The following is a 16,020-nucleotide window of genomic DNA, read 5'->3' as shown; positions in this document are numbered from 1 at the left end:
TCTAGCGCATTCGCCTGGTGAATGGTTTCAATGCACCATGAAGCTTAAAACGGCGCCGGGCACTCGAAACGCACGCGCTCGCCGGTGACCGGGTGGCTGAAGGCAAGCATGCTGGCGTGCAGGCACAGCCGAGGGGCAGCTTGCAGTGCCGCGTCGTGAGCATAGAGGCGGTCGCCCAGCAGGGGATGGCCGATGCTCAACATGTGCACGCGCAACTGATGGGAGCGGCCAGTGACCGGTGTGAGCTCAACGCGGCAAACGTCGCCCTTGCGTTCCAGCACGCGCCAGAAGGTGAGCGCGTGCTTGCCCAGGTCATGATCCACCACATGCCGGGGCTTGGTGGGCGGGTCGTAGCGCAAGGGAAGGTCAATGCTGCCGCTGTCCAGCGCAGGCTGGCCCCAGCAAAGGGCGGTGTAGGCCTTTTCCGTTTCCCGGTCATGGAACTGACGGGACAGCTCCCGGTGGCTATCCGGATTTCGCGCCAGCAGAATGATCCCAGAGGTTTCCCAGTCCAGCCGGTGGACGATCAACGCCTCCGGGTAGCCGTTTTCCTGCAGGCGGGTAATCAGGCAATCCTTGTTGTCGTCCGCGCGCCCGGGCACGGAAAGCAGCAGGGTCGGCTTGTCGATCACCAGAAACGAAGGGTCCTGGTGCAGGATACGAATGTTGGACAGAGGCATTGCGGGAGTGCTCTTGGAACGCACATGGCGGCTTGCAGGGAAGCCACCACATGGGAAACCCGGGCCGCTTCAGCGGTCGGGCAGGGTGATGTTGAGTTCGAGGATCGAACAGCTGCCCTGGTTTTCCAGAGCCACGTGCACGTCATCGTTGTCGATGCTCACGTATTTGCGGATTACTTCCACCAGCTCTTTCTGCAAGGCAGGCAGGTAGTCGGGTGTAGCCCGCTGGCCGCGCTCGTGCGCCACGATAATCTGCAGACGCTCCTTCGCGACCGAGGCGGTGCTGCCTTTCTTGCGGTCGCGAAAGAAGTCGAAAATATTCATTCACGGCCTCCAAACAGGCGTTGTAGCCAGCCCTTTTTCTGCGCGTCGAGGAAGCGATGGGCGACTTCCTTGCCCAGCAGGCGGTCAACCGCGTCGCTGTAGGCCTGGCCCGCATCGCTTTGTTCGTCGAGAATCACCGGCACGCCCTGGTTGGACGCCTTGAGTACCGCCTGGGATTCGGGAATCACGCCCAGCAGGCGAATGGCGAGGATTTCTTCCACGTCTTCGACACCAAGCATTTCGCCTTTGCTCACGCGCTCCGGGTTGTAGCGGGTGAGCAACAGGTGTTCCTTGATCGGGTCTTCGCCGATTTCGGCGCGGCGCGACTTGCTGGCGAGCAGGCCCAGCATGCGGTCCGAGTCTCGCACCGAGGACACTTCCGGGTTGGTGACCACGATGGCTTCGTCGGCGAAATACATGGCCAGGCTGGCGCCCTTCTCGATACCGGCCGGGGAGTCGCAGATCACGTACTCGAAGTCCTGCTTGAGTTCGTTGAGTACCTTTTCCACGCCATCCTGGGTGAGGGCATCCTTGTCGCGGGTCTGGCTGGCGGCGAGTACATACAGGTTCTCGAGCCGCTTGTCCTTGATCAGTGCCTGCTTGAGCGTTGCTTCGTTGTTTACCACGTTCACGAAGTCGTACACCACGCGGCGCTCGCAGCCCATGATGAGGTCGAGGTTACGCAGGCCGACGTCGAAGTCGACGATAACGGTTTTGTGGCCGCGCAATGCCAGGCCGGTGCCGATGGCTGCGCTGGTGGTGGTCTTGCCCACACCACCCTTGCCGGAAGTAACCACGAGAATCTTGGCCAAGGTGTATCACCCCTAAAGAAAAAGGACGTTGAGTCCTCGAAAACGTGAAGATGAAGATCGAATGCTTATGAATGTGCGTAACCTGGCGAAAACGCCGCCGACCGAACACGTTACGCATAAAATGGCGGCAGTATCCGTTAAAGACGGGTGATGTTCAACACATCGGCAGTGAGGCTGATCTGTACCGCGTTGCCCCAGAGAGGGTCCCGCCTGAGGTCTTCGGCGACCTTGTACTGCCCCGCGATGGACACCAGCTCTGCGCCCAGATGCTGGCAGAAGATACGAGCACGCGTGTCGCCCTTGATCCCTGCCAGGGCACGGCCGCGCATGGGGCCGTACACATGGATGTTGCCATCAGCCAGAAGTTCCGCACCCGAGCTTACCGAGGACACGATCACCAGGTCCCCGCCTTGGGCGTAGATCTGCTGGCCACCCCGTATGGGCGTGGTGATCACCCGCGTGGGCTGGATTACGGGCGCTGGCGGCGTTTCGATCACGGGCGCAGGTGGCTCGGCAACCACTTTGCGTTCTTCGGGCAGTTCCACCGGCCGCTCGCGGGCGTTCGACGGCGGCAATACCGGCAGATCGATGGCGATGGCAGCGGCAATGTCCTCGATGCGCGCGGCGCGGATCGCCAGTGTGCGCAAGCCATGGTGCCGGCATACGCGCATCAGCCCGGGGAGGTCGATAGGCCCTCCATCGGCCGGCAGCTTGTCGAGTGCCAGCACCAACGGCGTATTGCTGAAGAAATTCGGCGCCTGGGCAACCTTGGCGGCCAATTGGCGGTCAAGGCCTTCGAGGTCATTGCGAGCCAACTCCAGCACGGTGATGGCGAGCATGCTGCCCTTCAGTTGAAATACGGCTTCCTGCTGCTGAGGTTCAGTTTGGCTCATGGTCGGCAAATGTCGCCTTGTCGCGAAAAAGTGCCGTGACTTATAGCGAGAACGCTTGCCAGCCGCAAGCCGCGCGCAACCCATGTAGAATGCGCGGCTTTGCCTTTGCCCGGAAATACCCATGCAACGACCGCAGTTTCGCCGCGCCTTTCTTCATCCCCGCTACTGGCCCTTGTGGCTGGGGCTCGGGCTGCTGTGGCTCACGGTGCAATTGCCGTATCCGGCCTTGCTGCGCCTGGGGAGCGCGTTGGGCCGGCTGATGGGGTATTTCGCCACCGATCGTCGCCTGATCGCCGCACGTAACCTGGAGTTGTGTTTCCCCCAGCTTCCGGCCGCAGAGCGCGAACGGCTGCTCAAGGAAAACTTCCGCTCAACGGGCATCGCCTTCTTCGAAATGGCGATGAGCTGGTGGTGGCCGGCACCCCGGTTGGCGCGGTTGGCGCACATCGAAGGGCTGGAGCACCTGCGCGCGGCACAGGCGGCGGGGGAGGGGGCGATCCTGATGGCGGCGCACTTCACCACATTGGAAATCGGTGCGGCGCTGCTGGGCCAGCATCACACCATCGATGGCATGTACCGCGAACATGGCAATGCGCTGTTCGACTACATTCAGCGGCGTGGCCGCGAGCGGCATAACCGCGACGCCCTGGCGGTAGAGCGCGAGGATGTACGCGGGATGATGAAACTGCTGCGCAAGGGCCGCGCCATCTGGTATGCACCCGATCAGGACTACGGCGCCAAGCAGAGCGTGTTCGTGCCGCTGTTCGGTATTCCCGCGGCCACGGTAACGGCCACCAGCACCTTCGCCAGGCTGGGCAAGGCGCGGGTGATACCGTTCACTCAAGTGCGGCTGGCCGATGGCAGCGGATACCGGCTGGTGGTGCACCCGCCACTGGACAACTTCCCCGCCGAGACGGTGGAAGAAGATTGCCTACGGATCAACCAGTGGGTAGAAGAAGCCATCCGGGCCTGCCCCGAGCAATACCTGTGGGCGCACCGCCGGTTCAAGTCCCGCCCGGAAGGCGCGCCTAGGTTGTACCCCAAGCGCAAGAAGTGATCAGGCTGTGAGGCGGTTGGCGTGAAAATCGCGAACCGCCTGCTCGATCTCTTCCCGGCTGTTCATCACGAACGGGCCGTATTGCACGATGGGCTCGTTCAATGGTTTGCCAGCGATCAACAGCAGGCGGCAACCGTTCGCGCTGCTCAGGCGTAAGTCGCCGTGCTCGCTCAACCGCGCCAGCCGCCCGGCTTCGATGGCCTGCGGCTGGCCTTCGACCTGCGCCTGGCCTTCGTATACGTACAGCAGGGCCCGATGGCCGTCGGGTACCTTGGGGGTTACCGTCGCCCCGGCCGGCAAATGAAGGTCCAGGTACAGTGGCTCGGTGTCCGGGCGCTGCACTGCGCCAGCAAGCTGCGTCTGGCCGTCGTCGAACTCACCCGCTATGGCGATCACCGTCACCCCACCTGGCGTAACCAGGCGGGGGATGCGCTCTGGCTGGATATCGTCATAGGCCGCATCGCCCAGCTTGCTCTTGGCCGGCAGGTTCAGCCACAGCTGAAAGCCGCGCATGGCGCCTTCTTCCTGCTCCGGCATTTCGCTGTGGATCACGCCCCTCGCGGCGGTCATCCACTGCACACCACCACTGCTCAGCAGCCCCACGTTGCCCATGTGATCTTCATGGCGCATGCGGCCTTCGAGCATGTAAGTCACGGTTTCAAAGCCGCGGTGCGGGTGCGGCGGAAAGCCTGCGATGTAGTCGTTCGGGTTTACCGAGCCGAATTCGTCGAGCATCAGGAAGGGGTCGAAACGCTCGACGCCCGGGCCACCAAACACGCGGATCAGGCGCACACCGGCGCCATCGGACGTTGGCTGGCCTACATGAACATCAAGTACTTGGCGAAGCAGGGACATGGCAAAGGCTCCATAGCGCAATGGCGCCATGATATGCCTGCCGGGTTGCTGGATGGGTGAGTCTTTTGGCGGGGAATGATCGGGGTTTTCGATTTGTTTTCGTTTGGGGCTTCGTGGGCTACGCCCGCTCCTACTCAAGCGTGGCGAAGCCCGCGAACAATGCTTACTCGCTGACCTGAAGCTTGCGCGCTTCGGTGTACACGTAGCGGACCTTCTCGTATTCGAACGGCGAGTTTAGCTGGCCATAGCGGAAGCTGGTGGTGTAACGCCGGTCCACGCCGCGCAGCAGGAGGATTTCCGGATGGCGGCCACTTTCCTCCGACACGTTGAGGAAGTTGATCTGCGATTCGGCTGCGAAGTCGGTGATCAGGCCTGTAGTGTCACGCAGGTTCGATGGCCCGAAGATCGGCAGCACCACGTAGGGCCCTTCCGGCACGCCATAGTGGCCAAGGGTTTGCCCGAAGTCCTCGTTCTGCCGAGGCAGGCCGAAGTGGGTGGCAGGGTCCCACAGGCCGGCCACGCCCAGCGTTGTGTTCATCAGCAGGCGGCCGCTGATGTCCAGCGAGCGCTTGCCCTTGAGCTGCAGCATGGCGTTGAGCAGGTTGCTCACATCGCCCAGGTTATTGAAGAAGTTGCTCACGCCTGTGCGCAGGAAGCTGGGCGTGATGTAGCGATAGCCGCGTATTACCGGCAAGAACACCCACTCATCGAAGCGGTAGTTGAAGTGGTACACGCGGCGGTTCCACGATTCCAGCGGGTCATAGACATTCAACGCGCTGAGGGTCGAGCGTTCGAATTCCCGCTGGTCCAGGCCAGGGTTGAACCTGAGCTGCTTGAGCGGCTCCTTGAAACCGTCCGGGTCTGTCGGGGTGCGACCGTCATCGGCCTGGGCCGCGCCTGCGCACAACAGCGCGGCAATGAGCAGGGCATGTTTAACCACGGAAGAACTCCAGAATAGCGTCGCTGTTGACACGGTAGTTGAGGTTGCCGCAATGCCCGCCGTACGGGTACAGGGTGAGGCGGTCGCCAAAGGTCTTGCGCAGGAAGCCGATGTCGCCGGGGCCGAGGATCACGTCGTCGGCGTTGTGCATCACGGCGATCTTGGTGCTGTTCTGGAGGTAATCCTTCAGGCCATACAGGCTCACCTGGTCGATCAGTTGCAGCACGCTGCCGCCGTCGGTGCGGGCGCGCCACATGGGGATCACCTGCTCGGTCATGTAGCAGTCGAAGTCGCACTGCATCGCCACGCGCATGAAGTCGGTGAGGCTGGTGCCCTCGCGGATCGGGTACTTGGGCGGAATGATCAGGCCGCGACGGTTGATCAGGTCCGAGGTAAAGGCGATGTCGGCCGCCGAGAAGCGGAACGACACACCGATCAACATTGCCATCTGCTCGTTCGAGAGGTGCTGGCGCGACTCCTGGAAGTCGTACAGCAGGGCTTCGTTGAGGTCGATGTAGCCTTTTTGCTGGAAGTAACGGGTGAGCTTTTTCAGTACCAGCTCATAGAACGTAGTGCTGTTGTTGATGCCCTTCACTTCGGTCTGGGTGAGCTTGTCCAGGTTGTTGATCGAGGTGTAGAGGTTCACCGGGGGGTTGAGCAGCAGCACCTTCTTGAAGTTGAAGCTGCGGCGGGTTTCGTCCAGCTTGCTCACGAAGGCCGCGTCCAACCCACCCAGGCTGTAACCGGTGAGGTAGTAATCGGTCACCGGCAGCTTCGGGTGCTGGGCACGCACGCCTTGCATCACGCGGTAAAGGTCCTCGGCGTCTTCGCTGCTGATGCCTGGCGTGGCGAAGCGCGAGGCGGCGCTCATGAAGTCATAGCTGGTGGGCGAGGACAGTTGCACCACGTGGTACCCGGCCTGATAGAACAGCTTTTTCAGGTACTCGTTGAGCGTGCTGTTGTAGGCCGCGCCGGTGCCTGCGATCAGGAAGATCAGTGGCGCGGCGTGGTCTTGCTCGGCCAGCCGGTAGCGCAGCTTTTTCACCGGCCAGAAGTTGTCCGGCAGGATGAACTCCCGCTCCGGGCGAATGTTCAGCGTGTAGTCGGCCTGGTCGATATCGTCGTCCAGCGGCAGCTTGGGACGCAGGTCGGGGGGCGTGGAGGCGATGGTGGCCTCGAACGGGTTGGTCAGCGGAAAACCGTAGCTGGCCGGGTCGATGTCCCTGGCCTGCGAGAACGCGCTCATGACAAGGCCGCCGAGCAAGGCAGCGAGGCGCAAAGTTCGAAGCATTTGGATGTTTCCTGACGACGAGATGCTGACTAGACAACCGCCGTAATGGCTAGTTGCCAACCCCCTGAAAATGTTTTTGTACTCCCGTACCGAAGCCGGCGAGTGCAGCGAGACGATACACCGATTTAGCCTTGGGGATGTAGAGTATCCCTATGCTTTTGTGCGCTGATGCGCGCCTCGTTTGCCACGTTTACGGAACACCGGATGAAACGGATGAACCCACGGTATGGATTGTGCGGCGTGCTGCTGCTGTTGGCGGCCTGGATCGGCGCCGCCTATGGCGTGCGCTATGGGCTGATGGAGTACACCGCTTGGGTAGGCGCCTGTGCCGCGGACCCTGCGCAGATAGCCTGCCAAGCGAAGGCGGGCATGGGCTTGATGATCCATTGGAATGTGCTGCCGCTGGCCGGGCTGGTACTGACGCTGGGCGGATGGTTACTGCGGGGCGTGCGCGGCCGGGCACTGGCGGTATCGGGCCTGGTGTTGGCGCTGCCGGGGTTGGTGCTGTACACCACATCATTGGCCGGGGTGGTGGTAATGCTGGCTGCGTTGCGGTGCGTGCATGTGGGGCATGAACCTGTAGGACCGGGCGAGCCACAGGCGTAGCCCGGGAATGACTGTTTACGCTGCCCGAGGCTTGCGAATCAGCGCCCAGCCCATGATAGAGACAGTAATGGCCCACCCCCAGGCATAGGGGTTCTGCCAGCCTTCCCGTACCAACTGCACAGGAATGCTCATCATGCACACGGCCGCGAGCAGCCGAGCGGTGCGGGGCGCCAATGCTGCGGGCCGCCAGAGCAACAGCAGTGCAGGCAACAGCAACCCTGCCGTGGCGAAGCTGCGATAGCGGGGATCGAACACCATCCAGATCGCTTCCACGGCAGTCGCGAAGCCAGCTGCCAGGGCCAGATGGGAGCGCCACCTCATCAGCAAGCCCCCTATCCGCGAACGCCATCCGCGTCCTGTGCCCAGGTACAGCGCTGCCTCGGCAAGCAGGGCCAGGCTTGTAACCCCCAGGCCAGCTGCCCACACCCATTCGCCCAGGTAGCGCGCCCCCACGTCAGTTTGCCGCGCCCAGCACCCCAGGCTCACACCGGCCACTGTGCCAAGCCAGGACAAGGCCAGCGCCTCCATGCGAGACCTCGGCCGGCCGGCTAACAATAAGGTAAACGCCAACACCAACACCGAGCCGCCCAGCCACAGCCGCCAGTTCGGCACGTCGCTCACTGGGCCGAATAGCACGCCCTTATCTTCTCGATCAGCGTCGAGCATCCCCCAGTAACCGCCCACCGCGCCTTCGTTGTTGCGCTTCCAGGGTTGGTCGATGGCTTCGATAAGGTTGTATTGCCAGCCAAGCCGATCGGCCAGGTGCACGAAATCCCGAACGAAACGCGCCTGGTTCACCGGGCTGGGTTCGGCTGTTTCCCGTCTCCGGCCTTCACTCGGCCAGCCGGTTTCGCCGATCATCACGGGCTTGGGGGCGAAGCGCCTGGCAAAGTCGTCATGGATGGCCTGCACGTGCGCCAGCGCGGTGTCCACCCCGTGTGGGACGTCCTCCCAATAGGGCAACAAATGCACGGTGATGAAATCCACCTCGGGCGCCACTTGGGGGTACAGGTTCCAGTACTCCCACACATCGGCATAGGTCACCGGCTGTTGTACCCGCGCCTTCACCTGGCGTACCAGCTCGGCCATGCGCTCGCCCGTCGCTTCCTTGCGCAGCAGCACCTCGTTGCCCACGATCACCGCTGTTACCACGTCGGGGTAGGCATTGGCCGCGTGTACCAGCGCATCCACTTCCTTCTGGGTGTCTTGCGGGTTGCTGTTTACCCAGGCGCCCAGCATCAGCTTGAGGCCGTGCTTGCGCGCCAGTTCCGGCAGGCTTTCCAGCCCGGTCATGGAATAGGTACGCAGGCAGGCGAAGCGCTTGCCCAGTAGCGCCAGGTCGCTTTCAAGCTGGCTCGGGCGAATCGCCAGCGGCTGGTCGAATGGCGATTGGTCTTTGCCGAAAGGCGAGTAGGAGGCGCACTGCAACCGTTGGCCTGGTGCCACTGCATCGGCCATGGGCACGGGGCGGCCCTGGAAGTACCAGAAACCCAGCAAGGCGAAGCAGGCAAAAGCGGTGGAAAGCCACCAGAAGACGCAGAGGCGGGAGTCGGTCGAACGCATGGACAGGCCGAGCTGAAAAGGAAGCGCTGATCTTAACGTGTTCACTCTCAAGCGGGGCGGCAAATCCAGCATGCAAGTAATGGGCGAAGCCGCGGCGGTAATTGCGCTGGTGGCTAACTGCTGTCGCGGATCGCCCGTTGCAGGTCGCACCCAGAACCGGATGCAAGCGGCCACAGGCCGATGATCAGCCTGTCGGCAGCGTGCCGGCCGCGGGTGCTTCGGCGGGGGAGCTTTTAGCGTGCAAGCGCGCACCGCCGTGAGCCACGCCTACATCTTGATGGGGAGCGAACATGAAAGCGCGAACACTATGGGGAGCGGGGGCCGCACTGGTGCTGGCAATGGGCTCGGGCCTGGCCAGTGCCAGGACCGAGCTGAGCGTAGGCTATGTGGATGGCTGGTCGGATAGCGTAGCCACCACCTTCGTCGCGGCGGAGGTTATCAAGCAGAAACTGGGCTACGACGTGAAACTCATGCCCGTGGCCACCGGCATCATGTGGCAGGGCATTGCCACCGGCAAGCTGGACCTGATGCTCTCGGCCTGGCTACCGGTGACCCACGGCGAGTACTGGGAAAAGAACAAGGACAAGGTGGTCGACTACGGCCCTAACTTCAACGACGCCAAGATTGGCTTGATCGTGCCTGACTACGTGAAGGCGAAAAGCCTTGCAGACCTGAAGACCGACGACAGCTTTGGCAAGAAGATCGTGGGCATCGACGCCGGCTCCGGCGTAATGCTCAAGACCGACCAGGCGATCAAGGATTACGCTCTCGACGGCTATAAGCTGCAAGCCAGCTCCGGCGCAGCCATGACTTCCGAATTGGGCCGGGCCTACGACAAGCAGCAATCCATCGCCGTTACCGGCTGGGTGCCCCACTGGATGTTCGCCAAGTGGAAGCTGCGTTTCCTCGAAGACCCTAAAGGCGTGTATGGCGCCGCCGAGCATGTGGATAGCGTGGGCAGCAAGCAACTCGACGCCAAGGCACCGGAAGTGGTGGCCTTCCTGAAGAAGTTCTCCTGGAAAGACGCCAACGAGATCGGCGACGTGATGCTGGCCATCCAGAACGGCGGCAAGCCCGACGCCGTGGCCAAGGCATGGGTCGAAAAGAACCCGCAACGTGTGGCCGAATGGACCGGTAAGTAACGCACGCTTGATCAGGGTGGGGCCGGCCCAGCCCACCCTTACGACTAAGGTCGTCTATTGTTCTGCAGTACGGGGAATACAGTGGCTAAGGTTCCACTAAAACCGTGCTGCGGAGACAAAAACAATGAACGACAGCATTTATCTCGTAATACAGAACAACCCCCGCTTCAAGGAGCTCGTTGCAAAACGCGAGCGTTTCGCCTGGATACTTTCGGCGATCATGCTCGGCCTCTACGCTGCATTCATTCTGCTCATCGCCTATGGCCCGCGTTTGCTGGGCACGCCGGTGAGCGCAGGGTCGTCCGTCACCTGGGGCATCCCGCTGGGGGTGGGGTTGATCCTCTCGGCCTTCGTGCTCACCGCCATTTACGTGCGTCGCGCCAATGGCGAATTCGACGACATGAACCGCGCGCTGCTCAAGGAGGTGCAGCAATGAGCCGTCGCCTGTTCGCGATACTCGCCGGCGCGGCCCTTGCCCCGTCAGCCATGGCGGCCGATGCGATCTCCGGGGCGGTGCAGAAGCAACCCCTGAACGTCGCCGCCATCGCCATGTTCGTGCTGTTCGTGGCCGCCACCCTGTGCATCACCTACTGGGCGTCCAAGCGCAACCGCTCGGCGTCGGACTACTATGCCGCCGGTGGGCGCATCACAGGCTTCCAGAATGGCCTGGCAATTGCCGGCGACTACATGTCGGCGGCGTCCTTCCTGGGCATCTCGGCGCTGGTGTTCACTTCCGGTTATGACGGGCTGATCTACTCCATTGGCTTCCTGGTGGGCTGGCCGATCATCCTGTTCCTGATCGCCGAGCGGCTGCGCAACCTGGGTAAATACACTTTCGCCGACGTAGCGTCCTATCGGCTAAAGCAGATGGAAATCCGCACCCTGTCGGCCTGTGGCTCGCTGGTGGTGGTGGCGTTCTACCTGATCGCGCAAATGGTAGGTGCAGGCAAGTTGATCCAGCTGCTGTTCGGCCTGGATTACGCGGTTGCCGTGGTGCTGGTGGGCATATTGATGTGCCTGTATGTGCTGTTCGGCGGCATGCTGGCCACCACCTGGGTGCAGATCATCAAGGCCGTGCTGTTGCTTTCCGGTGCCACCTTCATGGCGCTGATGGTGATGAAGCACGTGAACTTCGACTTCAACACCCTGTTCTCCGAAGCGATCAAGGTTCACCCCAAAGGCGAGGCCATCATGAGCCCCGGCGGCCTGGTGAAAGACCCGATCTCGGCGTTCTCCCTCGGCCTGGCGCTGATGTTCGGTACCGCTGGCCTGCCGCACATCCTCATGCGCTTCTTCACCGTGAGCGATGCCAAGGAAGCCCGCAAGAGCGTGCTCTACGCCACAGGCTTTATCGGTTACTTCTACATCCTTACCTTCATCATCGGCTTTGGCGCGATCTTGCTGGTAAGCACCAACCCGGACTTCAAGGACGCCACTGGCGGCCTGTTGGGCGGCAACAACATGGCAGCGGTGCACCTGGCCAACGCCGTGGGTGGCAGCGTGTTCCTGGGCTTCATCTCGGCAGTGGCCTTTGCCACCATTCTGGCGGTGGTCGCCGGGCTTACCCTCGCGGGTGCCTCGGCGGTGTCCCACGACCTGTACGCGTCGGTGCTGAAGAAAGGCAACGCCAACGAGAAGGATGAAATCCGCGTTTCGAAGATCACCACCATCGCCCTGGGCGTGCTGGCGATCGGCCTGGGCATCCTGTTCGAGAAGCAGAACATCGCGTTCATGGTAGGCCTGGCGTTCTCCATTGCCGCCAGCTGTAACTTCCCGGTGCTGCTGCTTTCCATGTACTGGAAAAAGCTCACCACCCGCGGCGCGATGATTGGCGGTTGGCTGGGGCTGATCACGGCCGTAGGGCTGATGATCCTGGGCCCGACCATCTGGGTGCAGATCCTCGGCCATGCCACGCCCATCTACCCGTACGAATACCCGGCGCTGTTTTCCATTGCCGTGGCGTTCATCGGTATCTGGTTCTTCTCCATCACGGACAAGTCCGCGGCGGGCGAAGAAGAACGCGCGCGGTTCTACCCGCAGTTCGTTCGCTCGCAAACCGGCCTGGGCGCAAGTGGGGCGGTGTCTCACTGATCGAGCCTGAGCTGCGTTGCCCTGTGTAAGCAGGGCCCTGCCGGACCATGAACCCCCGCTTTCGAGTGGGGGTTCGTTTTTTACGGCAGGTTGATATCAGGGGTGCTTCTTCCCCGGACAAACAAAAACCCCGAGGGCTGGCCACCGCTCGGGGTTGGTTTTTTCAGGCCGGGCCTGAGCGGGCTATATCTTCCCGAGCAGCACAAGGATCAGCAGGATGATCAGCACGGTACCGATGATACCGGACGGCCCGTAACCCCAGCTGCGCGAGTGGGGGAAGACGGGTAGACCACCGATCAGCAGCAGAATCAGAATGATGATGAGTATGGTGCCCATGGCGGATTTCCTTTTTTTGGACCCTGTGCGGCAGGTGCCGCGGTTGGGGCGGGGCATTTGCCTTCCGCTTGTTACTACGATCCTGAAGCGCGCAAAAAGTTTGAAATACCGCCAAGCCGGTCCCGGCATTCAGCGCGCTGATGATTCTTATCCGGTAGCAGGGGCGCGGCTAGGCTTGCTCCTATTGCAGCCAGGAGACGCAGCATGAGCAACCGCATGATGGTGACCGGCGCCGGGTCTGGGCTGGGCCGCGAAATCGCCCAGCGCTGGGCGCGAGAGGGCTGGCAGCTGGCCCTGTGTGACCTGGATGAGCGCCGGCTTGAAGAAACCCTGCGCCTGGTGCGGGCCGAAGGCGGTGACGGTTTCATCCGCCGCTGCGACGTACGGGACTACAGCCAGCTGAGCGCCTTTGCCGAAGCCTGCGAAGCGCAACTGGGCGGCATCGACGTACTGGTGAACAACGCCGGTGTCGCCTCTGGCGGGTTTTTCGAGGAGCTGTCTCTGGAAGACTGGGACTGGCAGCTCTCGGTCAACCTGATGGGGGTGGTGAAAGGCTGCAAGGCGTTCCTGCCGCTGATCCTGCGCAGCCAAGGGCGGATCATCAACGTCGCGTCCATGGCCGCGCTGATGCAAGGCCCGGGGATGAGCAACTACAACGTGGCCAAGGCTGGCGTGGTGGCGTTGTCCGAAAGCCTTCTGGTGGAACTGCGCGGCCAGGGGGTGAAGGTCCATGTGCTGTGCCCGTCGTTCTTCCAGACCAACCTGCTCGATTCCTTCCGCGGCCCTACGCCGGAAATGAAAGCCGCCGTGGGCAAGCTGCTGGAAGGTTCGCCCATCAGTGCTGCCGACATTGCCGAGTACCTCTACCAGCAAGTGGCCGAGGGCGCGTTCATGATCCTGCCCCATGAAGCGGGCCGCGAAGCCTGGGCCGGTAAATGCCGAAACCCCGAGCCGCTCTATGCCGAGATGGCGCACATGGCGGATCGAATGAGGGCCAAGGCACGCAGCTGACGTATGCTGGCGGCTTCGCTCATTGAGGGGGCTGCTGTGCTCAATTACCTGTGGTTTGCCATGGCGGCGGTGTTCGAGATCGCCGGTTGCTACGGTTTTTATCTGTGGCTGCGGCTAGGGAAAAGCCCTGCCTGGGCCGTTGCCGGGTTGCTGAGCCTTACCTGCTTCGCGCTGCTGCTCACCCGCGTGGAGGCGGCCTATGCCGGCCGTGCCTACGCGGCATACGGCGGCGTGTACATCGCCACCTCGCTGGGCTGGCTGGCGTTCGTGGAGCGAAGCCGGCCACTGCTCAGCGATTGGGTCGGGGTGGGGATTTGCCTGCTGGGTGCGAGCCTGGTGCTGTTCGGGCCCAGGTTTTCTTCCTGACATCCAATAGGAAGCATCTGTCTTGAGCAGTTTGCTTAACCCCCTATTCGCGAGTTCCGCCTTCGGCTACACCCGGCTCCTACTGGTTCATCCTGAAACGCTGAGAGAGCTTGTACCTCTGTGGGAGGCGGCAGGGCCGGCCATCCGGCGAAGCTCGCGAATGGGAGTGGCAGGTCAGAACGTGCACGGATTTGCACGAAATGTTGTAGGAAAGAGTCCAATTTTCGCGTTATAGCGCGTATTCATCCCCGGGCGCGTTGAAACGCCCGGCAATCCGAGGCAGGCTCAGGTTTCCACCCATGAAAGGACGCATACCATGCTCGTACTGACCCGCGCCGCCGGTGAGGAAATCATTATCGGCGATGACATTCGCATCAAGATCCTGTCGTCCACGGGCGGCCAGGTAAGGCTGGGTATTGCCGCGCCGCGCTCCGTGGAGGTCCACCGGGCCGAGATCTACAAACGGCTAGTGCTCGAGCGCAACGAGCGCCTGGCTGCTGCCGGCCGTTGAAGCCGCTCAATCCTCGAGCAGTTCCTTGGGAATATCATGGCGGGCCAACAGCTGGCACTGCTGGCTGTCGGCATCGAACAGGATGAACGCCTGGCCTTTGGCCAGGGCCTGGCGAACCCGCAGTACACGCGTTTCCAGAGGGGTTTCGTCGCCGTTATCGGTTCCGTCCCGGGTCACGAAGTCTTCGATCAGCCGGTTCAGGGTGTCCGGAGCGAGTTGGTCGTAAGGAATCAGCACAGCAGTGCACCGTTGAAAATGATGGCGCCTAGCTTACCGCAACCGCCAGGCGCCATCGCGTTGTAACCATCGTTCTCAGTCAAACAGTCACTTGCCAATGATTTCGTCCACGGCCGGCACCCGGGTGTCGTTCGCCATATGGGCCTCATGCTCGATCTGCTTGCTGAACTTGGTCAGCGACGCATTCGCCGGGTCTGCATCGCTGGCAAACACTGGCGGGCTGAGCATATAGGCAGCCAGCAAGCGGCTGAGCGCGGCCAGGCTGTCGATATGGGTGCGCTCGTAGCCGTGGGTGGCATCGCAGCCGAAGGCCAGCAGGGCGGTGCGAACGTCGTGGCCGGCGGTGACCGCCGAGTGGGCGTCGCTGTAGTAGTAGCGGAAGAGGTCGCGGCGTACCGGCAGCGCGTGGTCTTGCGCAAGGCGCAACAGGTGGCGCGACAGGTGATAGTCATAAGGGCCACTGGAATCCTGCATGGCCACGCTCACCGCGTGCTCGCTCGAGTGCTGGCCCGGAGCCACCGGGGCGATATCCACGCCCACGAACTCGCTCACATCCCAAGGCAGCGCCCCGGCGGCACCGGAGCCGGTTTCTTCAGTGATGGTGAACAACGGGTGGCAGTCGATCTGCGGTTCAACACCGCTGTCCACAATCGCCTTCAGGGCCGCTAGCACCGCAGCCACGCCGGCCTTGTCGTCCAGGTGCCGCGCACTGATATGGCCGCTGTCGGTGAACTCCGGCAACGGGTCAAAGGCCACGAAATCGCCAATGTTCACGCCCAGCGCCTCGGCATCCGCGCGGGTGGCTGAGTATGCGTCCAGGCGCAATTCCACGTGATCCCAGGTAATGGGCATCTGATCGATGGCGGTGTTGAAGGCATGCCCCGACGCCATCAGGGGCAGCACGCTGCCACGCACGATGCCGTTGTCGGTGAATACGCTCACGCGGCTGCCTTCGGCGAACCGGCTGGACCAGCAGCCCACGGGCGCAAGGCCCAGGCGGCCGTTGTCCTGGATCACCCGCACGATGGCGCCAATGGTGTCCAGGTGGGAGGAAACGGCCCGGTCGGGCGAGCTGTGCTTGCCCTTGAGGGTGGCGCGCAGGGTGCCGCGGCGGGTGAGTTCGTACGGAATACCCAGCCCATCGAGGCACTCGGCCACGTAACGTACGATGGTGTCGGTGAAGCCGGTGGGGCTGGGGATCGCCAGCATTTCCAGCAGCACTTTGCGCAGATAGTTCATATCCGGTTCGGGGATTTTCGACATCTGTTCTCTCCTCGGAGGATACGCAAGGGCCGCTTGCAGGCC

General features: G+C 62.3%; 19 protein-coding genes. 8 read left to right on the top strand and 11 right to left on the bottom strand.

What is annotated here, in order from left to right; all coding sequences use genetic code 11:
- Positions 1-44: 44 nt before the first annotated feature.
- The 4 genes from AC3Z8Y_RS17765 to minC form a co-directional block, all read right to left on the bottom strand.
- Positions 45-680 (bottom strand): RluA family pseudouridine synthase, encoded by a 636-nt coding sequence (locus tag AC3Z8Y_RS17765; RefSeq protein WP_490086934.1) that lies wholly within the window; start codon positions 678-680, stop codon positions 45-47.
- Positions 681-749: 69 nt separating this feature from the next.
- A complete protein-coding gene (gene minE / locus AC3Z8Y_RS17760) occupies positions 750-1,004 on the bottom strand; it encodes a cell division topological specificity factor MinE (RefSeq protein WP_181111543.1) in 255 nt (84 codons plus the stop codon).
- Entirely contained in the window at positions 1,001-1,816 is an 816-nt protein-coding gene (gene minD / locus AC3Z8Y_RS17755; RefSeq protein ID WP_490086933.1) for a septum site-determining protein MinD, read from the bottom strand. Before minD ends, minE begins: the two co-directional genes overlap by 4 nt.
- A gap of 137 nt (positions 1,817-1,953) precedes the next feature.
- Positions 1,954-2,709, bottom strand: a complete 756-nt coding sequence (gene minC, locus AC3Z8Y_RS17750; protein WP_490086932.1) for a septum site-determining protein MinC — start codon at positions 2,707-2,709, stop codon at positions 1,954-1,956.
- A 121-nt stretch (positions 2,710-2,830) separates the two neighbouring features.
- On the opposite strand from minC, the gene AC3Z8Y_RS17745 reads away from it, so the two are divergent.
- Positions 2,831-3,766: a lipid A biosynthesis lauroyl acyltransferase gene (locus tag AC3Z8Y_RS17745; RefSeq protein ID WP_490086931.1), complete on the top strand. Its 936-nt coding sequence runs from the start codon at positions 2,831-2,833 to the stop codon at positions 3,764-3,766.
- Here the strand turns inward: AC3Z8Y_RS17745 and AC3Z8Y_RS17740 are convergent, their stop codons facing one another.
- The 3 genes from AC3Z8Y_RS17740 to AC3Z8Y_RS17730 form a co-directional block, all read right to left on the bottom strand.
- Complete coding sequence (locus tag AC3Z8Y_RS17740) at positions 3,767-4,621, bottom strand: pirin family protein (protein ID WP_490086930.1); 855 nt, start codon at positions 4,619-4,621, stop codon at positions 3,767-3,769.
- Between the two features lie 163 nt (positions 4,622-4,784).
- Entirely contained in the window at positions 4,785-5,561 is a 777-nt protein-coding gene (locus AC3Z8Y_RS17735; RefSeq protein ID WP_181111548.1) for an MlaA family lipoprotein, read from the bottom strand.
- Positions 5,554-6,852: an alpha/beta fold hydrolase family protein gene (locus AC3Z8Y_RS17730; protein WP_490086929.1), complete on the bottom strand. Its 1,299-nt coding sequence runs from the start codon at positions 6,850-6,852 to the stop codon at positions 5,554-5,556. Before AC3Z8Y_RS17730 ends, AC3Z8Y_RS17735 begins: the two co-directional genes overlap by 8 nt.
- 204 nt (positions 6,853-7,056) lie before the next feature.
- Between AC3Z8Y_RS17730 and AC3Z8Y_RS17725 the strand changes: the two genes are divergently transcribed.
- A complete protein-coding gene (locus AC3Z8Y_RS17725) occupies positions 7,057-7,458 on the top strand; it encodes a hypothetical protein (protein WP_490086928.1) in 402 nt (133 codons plus the stop codon).
- Positions 7,459-7,473: 15 nt separating this feature from the next.
- Here the strand turns inward: AC3Z8Y_RS17725 and AC3Z8Y_RS17720 are convergent, their stop codons facing one another.
- Positions 7,474-9,021 (bottom strand): glycoside hydrolase family 17 protein, encoded by a 1,548-nt coding sequence (locus AC3Z8Y_RS17720; protein ID WP_490086927.1) that lies wholly within the window; start codon positions 9,019-9,021, stop codon positions 7,474-7,476.
- A 290-nt stretch (positions 9,022-9,311) separates the two neighbouring features.
- Here AC3Z8Y_RS17720 and AC3Z8Y_RS17715 point away from each other — a divergent pair, with 290 nt between their 5' ends.
- The 3 genes from AC3Z8Y_RS17715 to AC3Z8Y_RS17705 all read left to right on the top strand — a co-directional run bounded on the left by AC3Z8Y_RS17715 (position 9,312) and on the right by AC3Z8Y_RS17705 (position 12,254).
- Positions 9,312-10,163 (top strand): glycine betaine ABC transporter substrate-binding protein, encoded by an 852-nt coding sequence (locus tag AC3Z8Y_RS17715; RefSeq protein ID WP_490086926.1) that lies wholly within the window; start codon positions 9,312-9,314, stop codon positions 10,161-10,163.
- A gap of 124 nt (positions 10,164-10,287) precedes the next feature.
- Positions 10,288-10,599, top strand: coding sequence for a DUF485 domain-containing protein (locus AC3Z8Y_RS17710; protein WP_490086925.1), 312 nt, complete (start codon positions 10,288-10,290; stop codon positions 10,597-10,599).
- On the top strand, positions 10,596-12,254 hold the full coding sequence (locus AC3Z8Y_RS17705) for a cation acetate symporter (protein ID WP_490086924.1): 1,659 nt from the start codon (positions 10,596-10,598) through the stop codon (positions 12,252-12,254). Before AC3Z8Y_RS17710 ends, AC3Z8Y_RS17705 begins: the two co-directional genes overlap by 4 nt.
- Positions 12,255-12,437: 183 nt before the next feature.
- On the opposite strand, the gene AC3Z8Y_RS17700 is transcribed toward AC3Z8Y_RS17705, so the two are convergent.
- Complete coding sequence (locus AC3Z8Y_RS17700) at positions 12,438-12,590, bottom strand: DUF3309 family protein (RefSeq protein WP_040262120.1); 153 nt, start codon at positions 12,588-12,590, stop codon at positions 12,438-12,440.
- Positions 12,591-12,794: 204 nt separating this feature from the next.
- Here AC3Z8Y_RS17700 and AC3Z8Y_RS17695 point away from each other — a divergent pair, with 204 nt between their 5' ends.
- The 3 genes from AC3Z8Y_RS17695 (at position 12,795) to csrA (ending at position 14,478) form a co-directional block, all read left to right on the top strand.
- On the top strand, positions 12,795-13,601 hold the full coding sequence (locus tag AC3Z8Y_RS17695; RefSeq protein ID WP_490086923.1) for an SDR family oxidoreductase: 807 nt from the start codon (positions 12,795-12,797) through the stop codon (positions 13,599-13,601).
- A gap of 36 nt (positions 13,602-13,637) precedes the next feature.
- Entirely contained in the window at positions 13,638-13,967 is a 330-nt protein-coding gene (locus AC3Z8Y_RS17690) for a YnfA family protein (protein WP_490090029.1), read from the top strand.
- A gap of 316 nt (positions 13,968-14,283) precedes the next feature.
- The gene (gene csrA / locus AC3Z8Y_RS17685) at positions 14,284-14,478 is read left to right on the top strand and encodes a carbon storage regulator CsrA (RefSeq protein WP_181111559.1); all 195 of its coding nucleotides are present in this window, start codon (positions 14,284-14,286) and stop codon (positions 14,476-14,478) included.
- Between the two features lie 6 nt (positions 14,479-14,484).
- Here the strand turns inward: csrA and AC3Z8Y_RS17680 are convergent, their stop codons facing one another.
- Both AC3Z8Y_RS17680 and AC3Z8Y_RS17675 read right to left on the bottom strand, forming a co-directional pair.
- Positions 14,485-14,715, bottom strand: a complete 231-nt coding sequence (locus AC3Z8Y_RS17680; RefSeq protein ID WP_490086922.1) for a YheU family protein — start codon at positions 14,713-14,715, stop codon at positions 14,485-14,487.
- Between the two features lie 87 nt (positions 14,716-14,802).
- Positions 14,803-15,978 (bottom strand): osmoprotectant NAGGN system M42 family peptidase, encoded by a 1,176-nt coding sequence (locus tag AC3Z8Y_RS17675; RefSeq protein WP_490086921.1) that lies wholly within the window; start codon positions 15,976-15,978, stop codon positions 14,803-14,805.
- Positions 15,979-16,020 lie beyond the last annotated feature (42 nt).

Source organism: Pseudomonas sp. 3MAES_34.3B, assembly GCF_058145875.1.
The sequence above is the reverse complement of the archived record's forward strand: the minus strand, read 5'-3'. Positions and strand labels throughout refer to the sequence as shown.

Bases quoted from the DNA above. Each gene is read 5' to 3' on its own strand.
- AC3Z8Y_RS17675 (WP_490086921.1), bottom strand. From the start codon at position 15,978: ATGTCGAAAATCCCCGAACCGGATATGAACTATCTGCGCAAAGTGCTG.
- AC3Z8Y_RS17700 (WP_040262120.1), bottom strand. From the start codon at position 12,590: ATGGGCACCATACTCATCATCATTCTGATTCTGCTGCTGATCGGTGGT.
- AC3Z8Y_RS17765 (WP_490086934.1), bottom strand. From the start codon at position 680: ATGCCTCTGTCCAACATTCGTATCCTGCACCAGGACCCTTCGTTTCTG.
- csrA (WP_181111559.1), top strand. From the start codon at position 14,284: ATGCTCGTACTGACCCGCGCCGCCGGTGAGGAAATCATTATCGGCGAT.
- AC3Z8Y_RS17725 (WP_490086928.1), top strand. From the start codon at position 7,057: ATGAAACGGATGAACCCACGGTATGGATTGTGCGGCGTGCTGCTGCTG.
- AC3Z8Y_RS17740 (WP_490086930.1), bottom strand. From the start codon at position 4,621: ATGTCCCTGCTTCGCCAAGTACTTGATGTTCATGTAGGCCAGCCAACG.
- AC3Z8Y_RS17730 (WP_490086929.1), bottom strand. From the start codon at position 6,852: ATGCTTCGAACTTTGCGCCTCGCTGCCTTGCTCGGCGGCCTTGTCATG.
- AC3Z8Y_RS17705 (WP_490086924.1), top strand. From the start codon at position 10,596: ATGAGCCGTCGCCTGTTCGCGATACTCGCCGGCGCGGCCCTTGCCCCG.
- AC3Z8Y_RS17715 (WP_490086926.1), top strand. From the start codon at position 9,312: ATGAAAGCGCGAACACTATGGGGAGCGGGGGCCGCACTGGTGCTGGCA.
- AC3Z8Y_RS17710 (WP_490086925.1), top strand. From the start codon at position 10,288: ATGAACGACAGCATTTATCTCGTAATACAGAACAACCCCCGCTTCAAG.
- AC3Z8Y_RS17695 (WP_490086923.1), top strand. From the start codon at position 12,795: ATGAGCAACCGCATGATGGTGACCGGCGCCGGGTCTGGGCTGGGCCGC.
- minE (WP_181111543.1), bottom strand. From the start codon at position 1,004: ATGAATATTTTCGACTTCTTTCGCGACCGCAAGAAAGGCAGCACCGCC.
- AC3Z8Y_RS17745 (WP_490086931.1), top strand. From the start codon at position 2,831: ATGCAACGACCGCAGTTTCGCCGCGCCTTTCTTCATCCCCGCTACTGG.
- minC (WP_490086932.1), bottom strand. From the start codon at position 2,709: ATGAGCCAAACTGAACCTCAGCAGCAGGAAGCCGTATTTCAACTGAAG.
- AC3Z8Y_RS17720 (WP_490086927.1), bottom strand. From the start codon at position 9,021: ATGCGTTCGACCGACTCCCGCCTCTGCGTCTTCTGGTGGCTTTCCACC.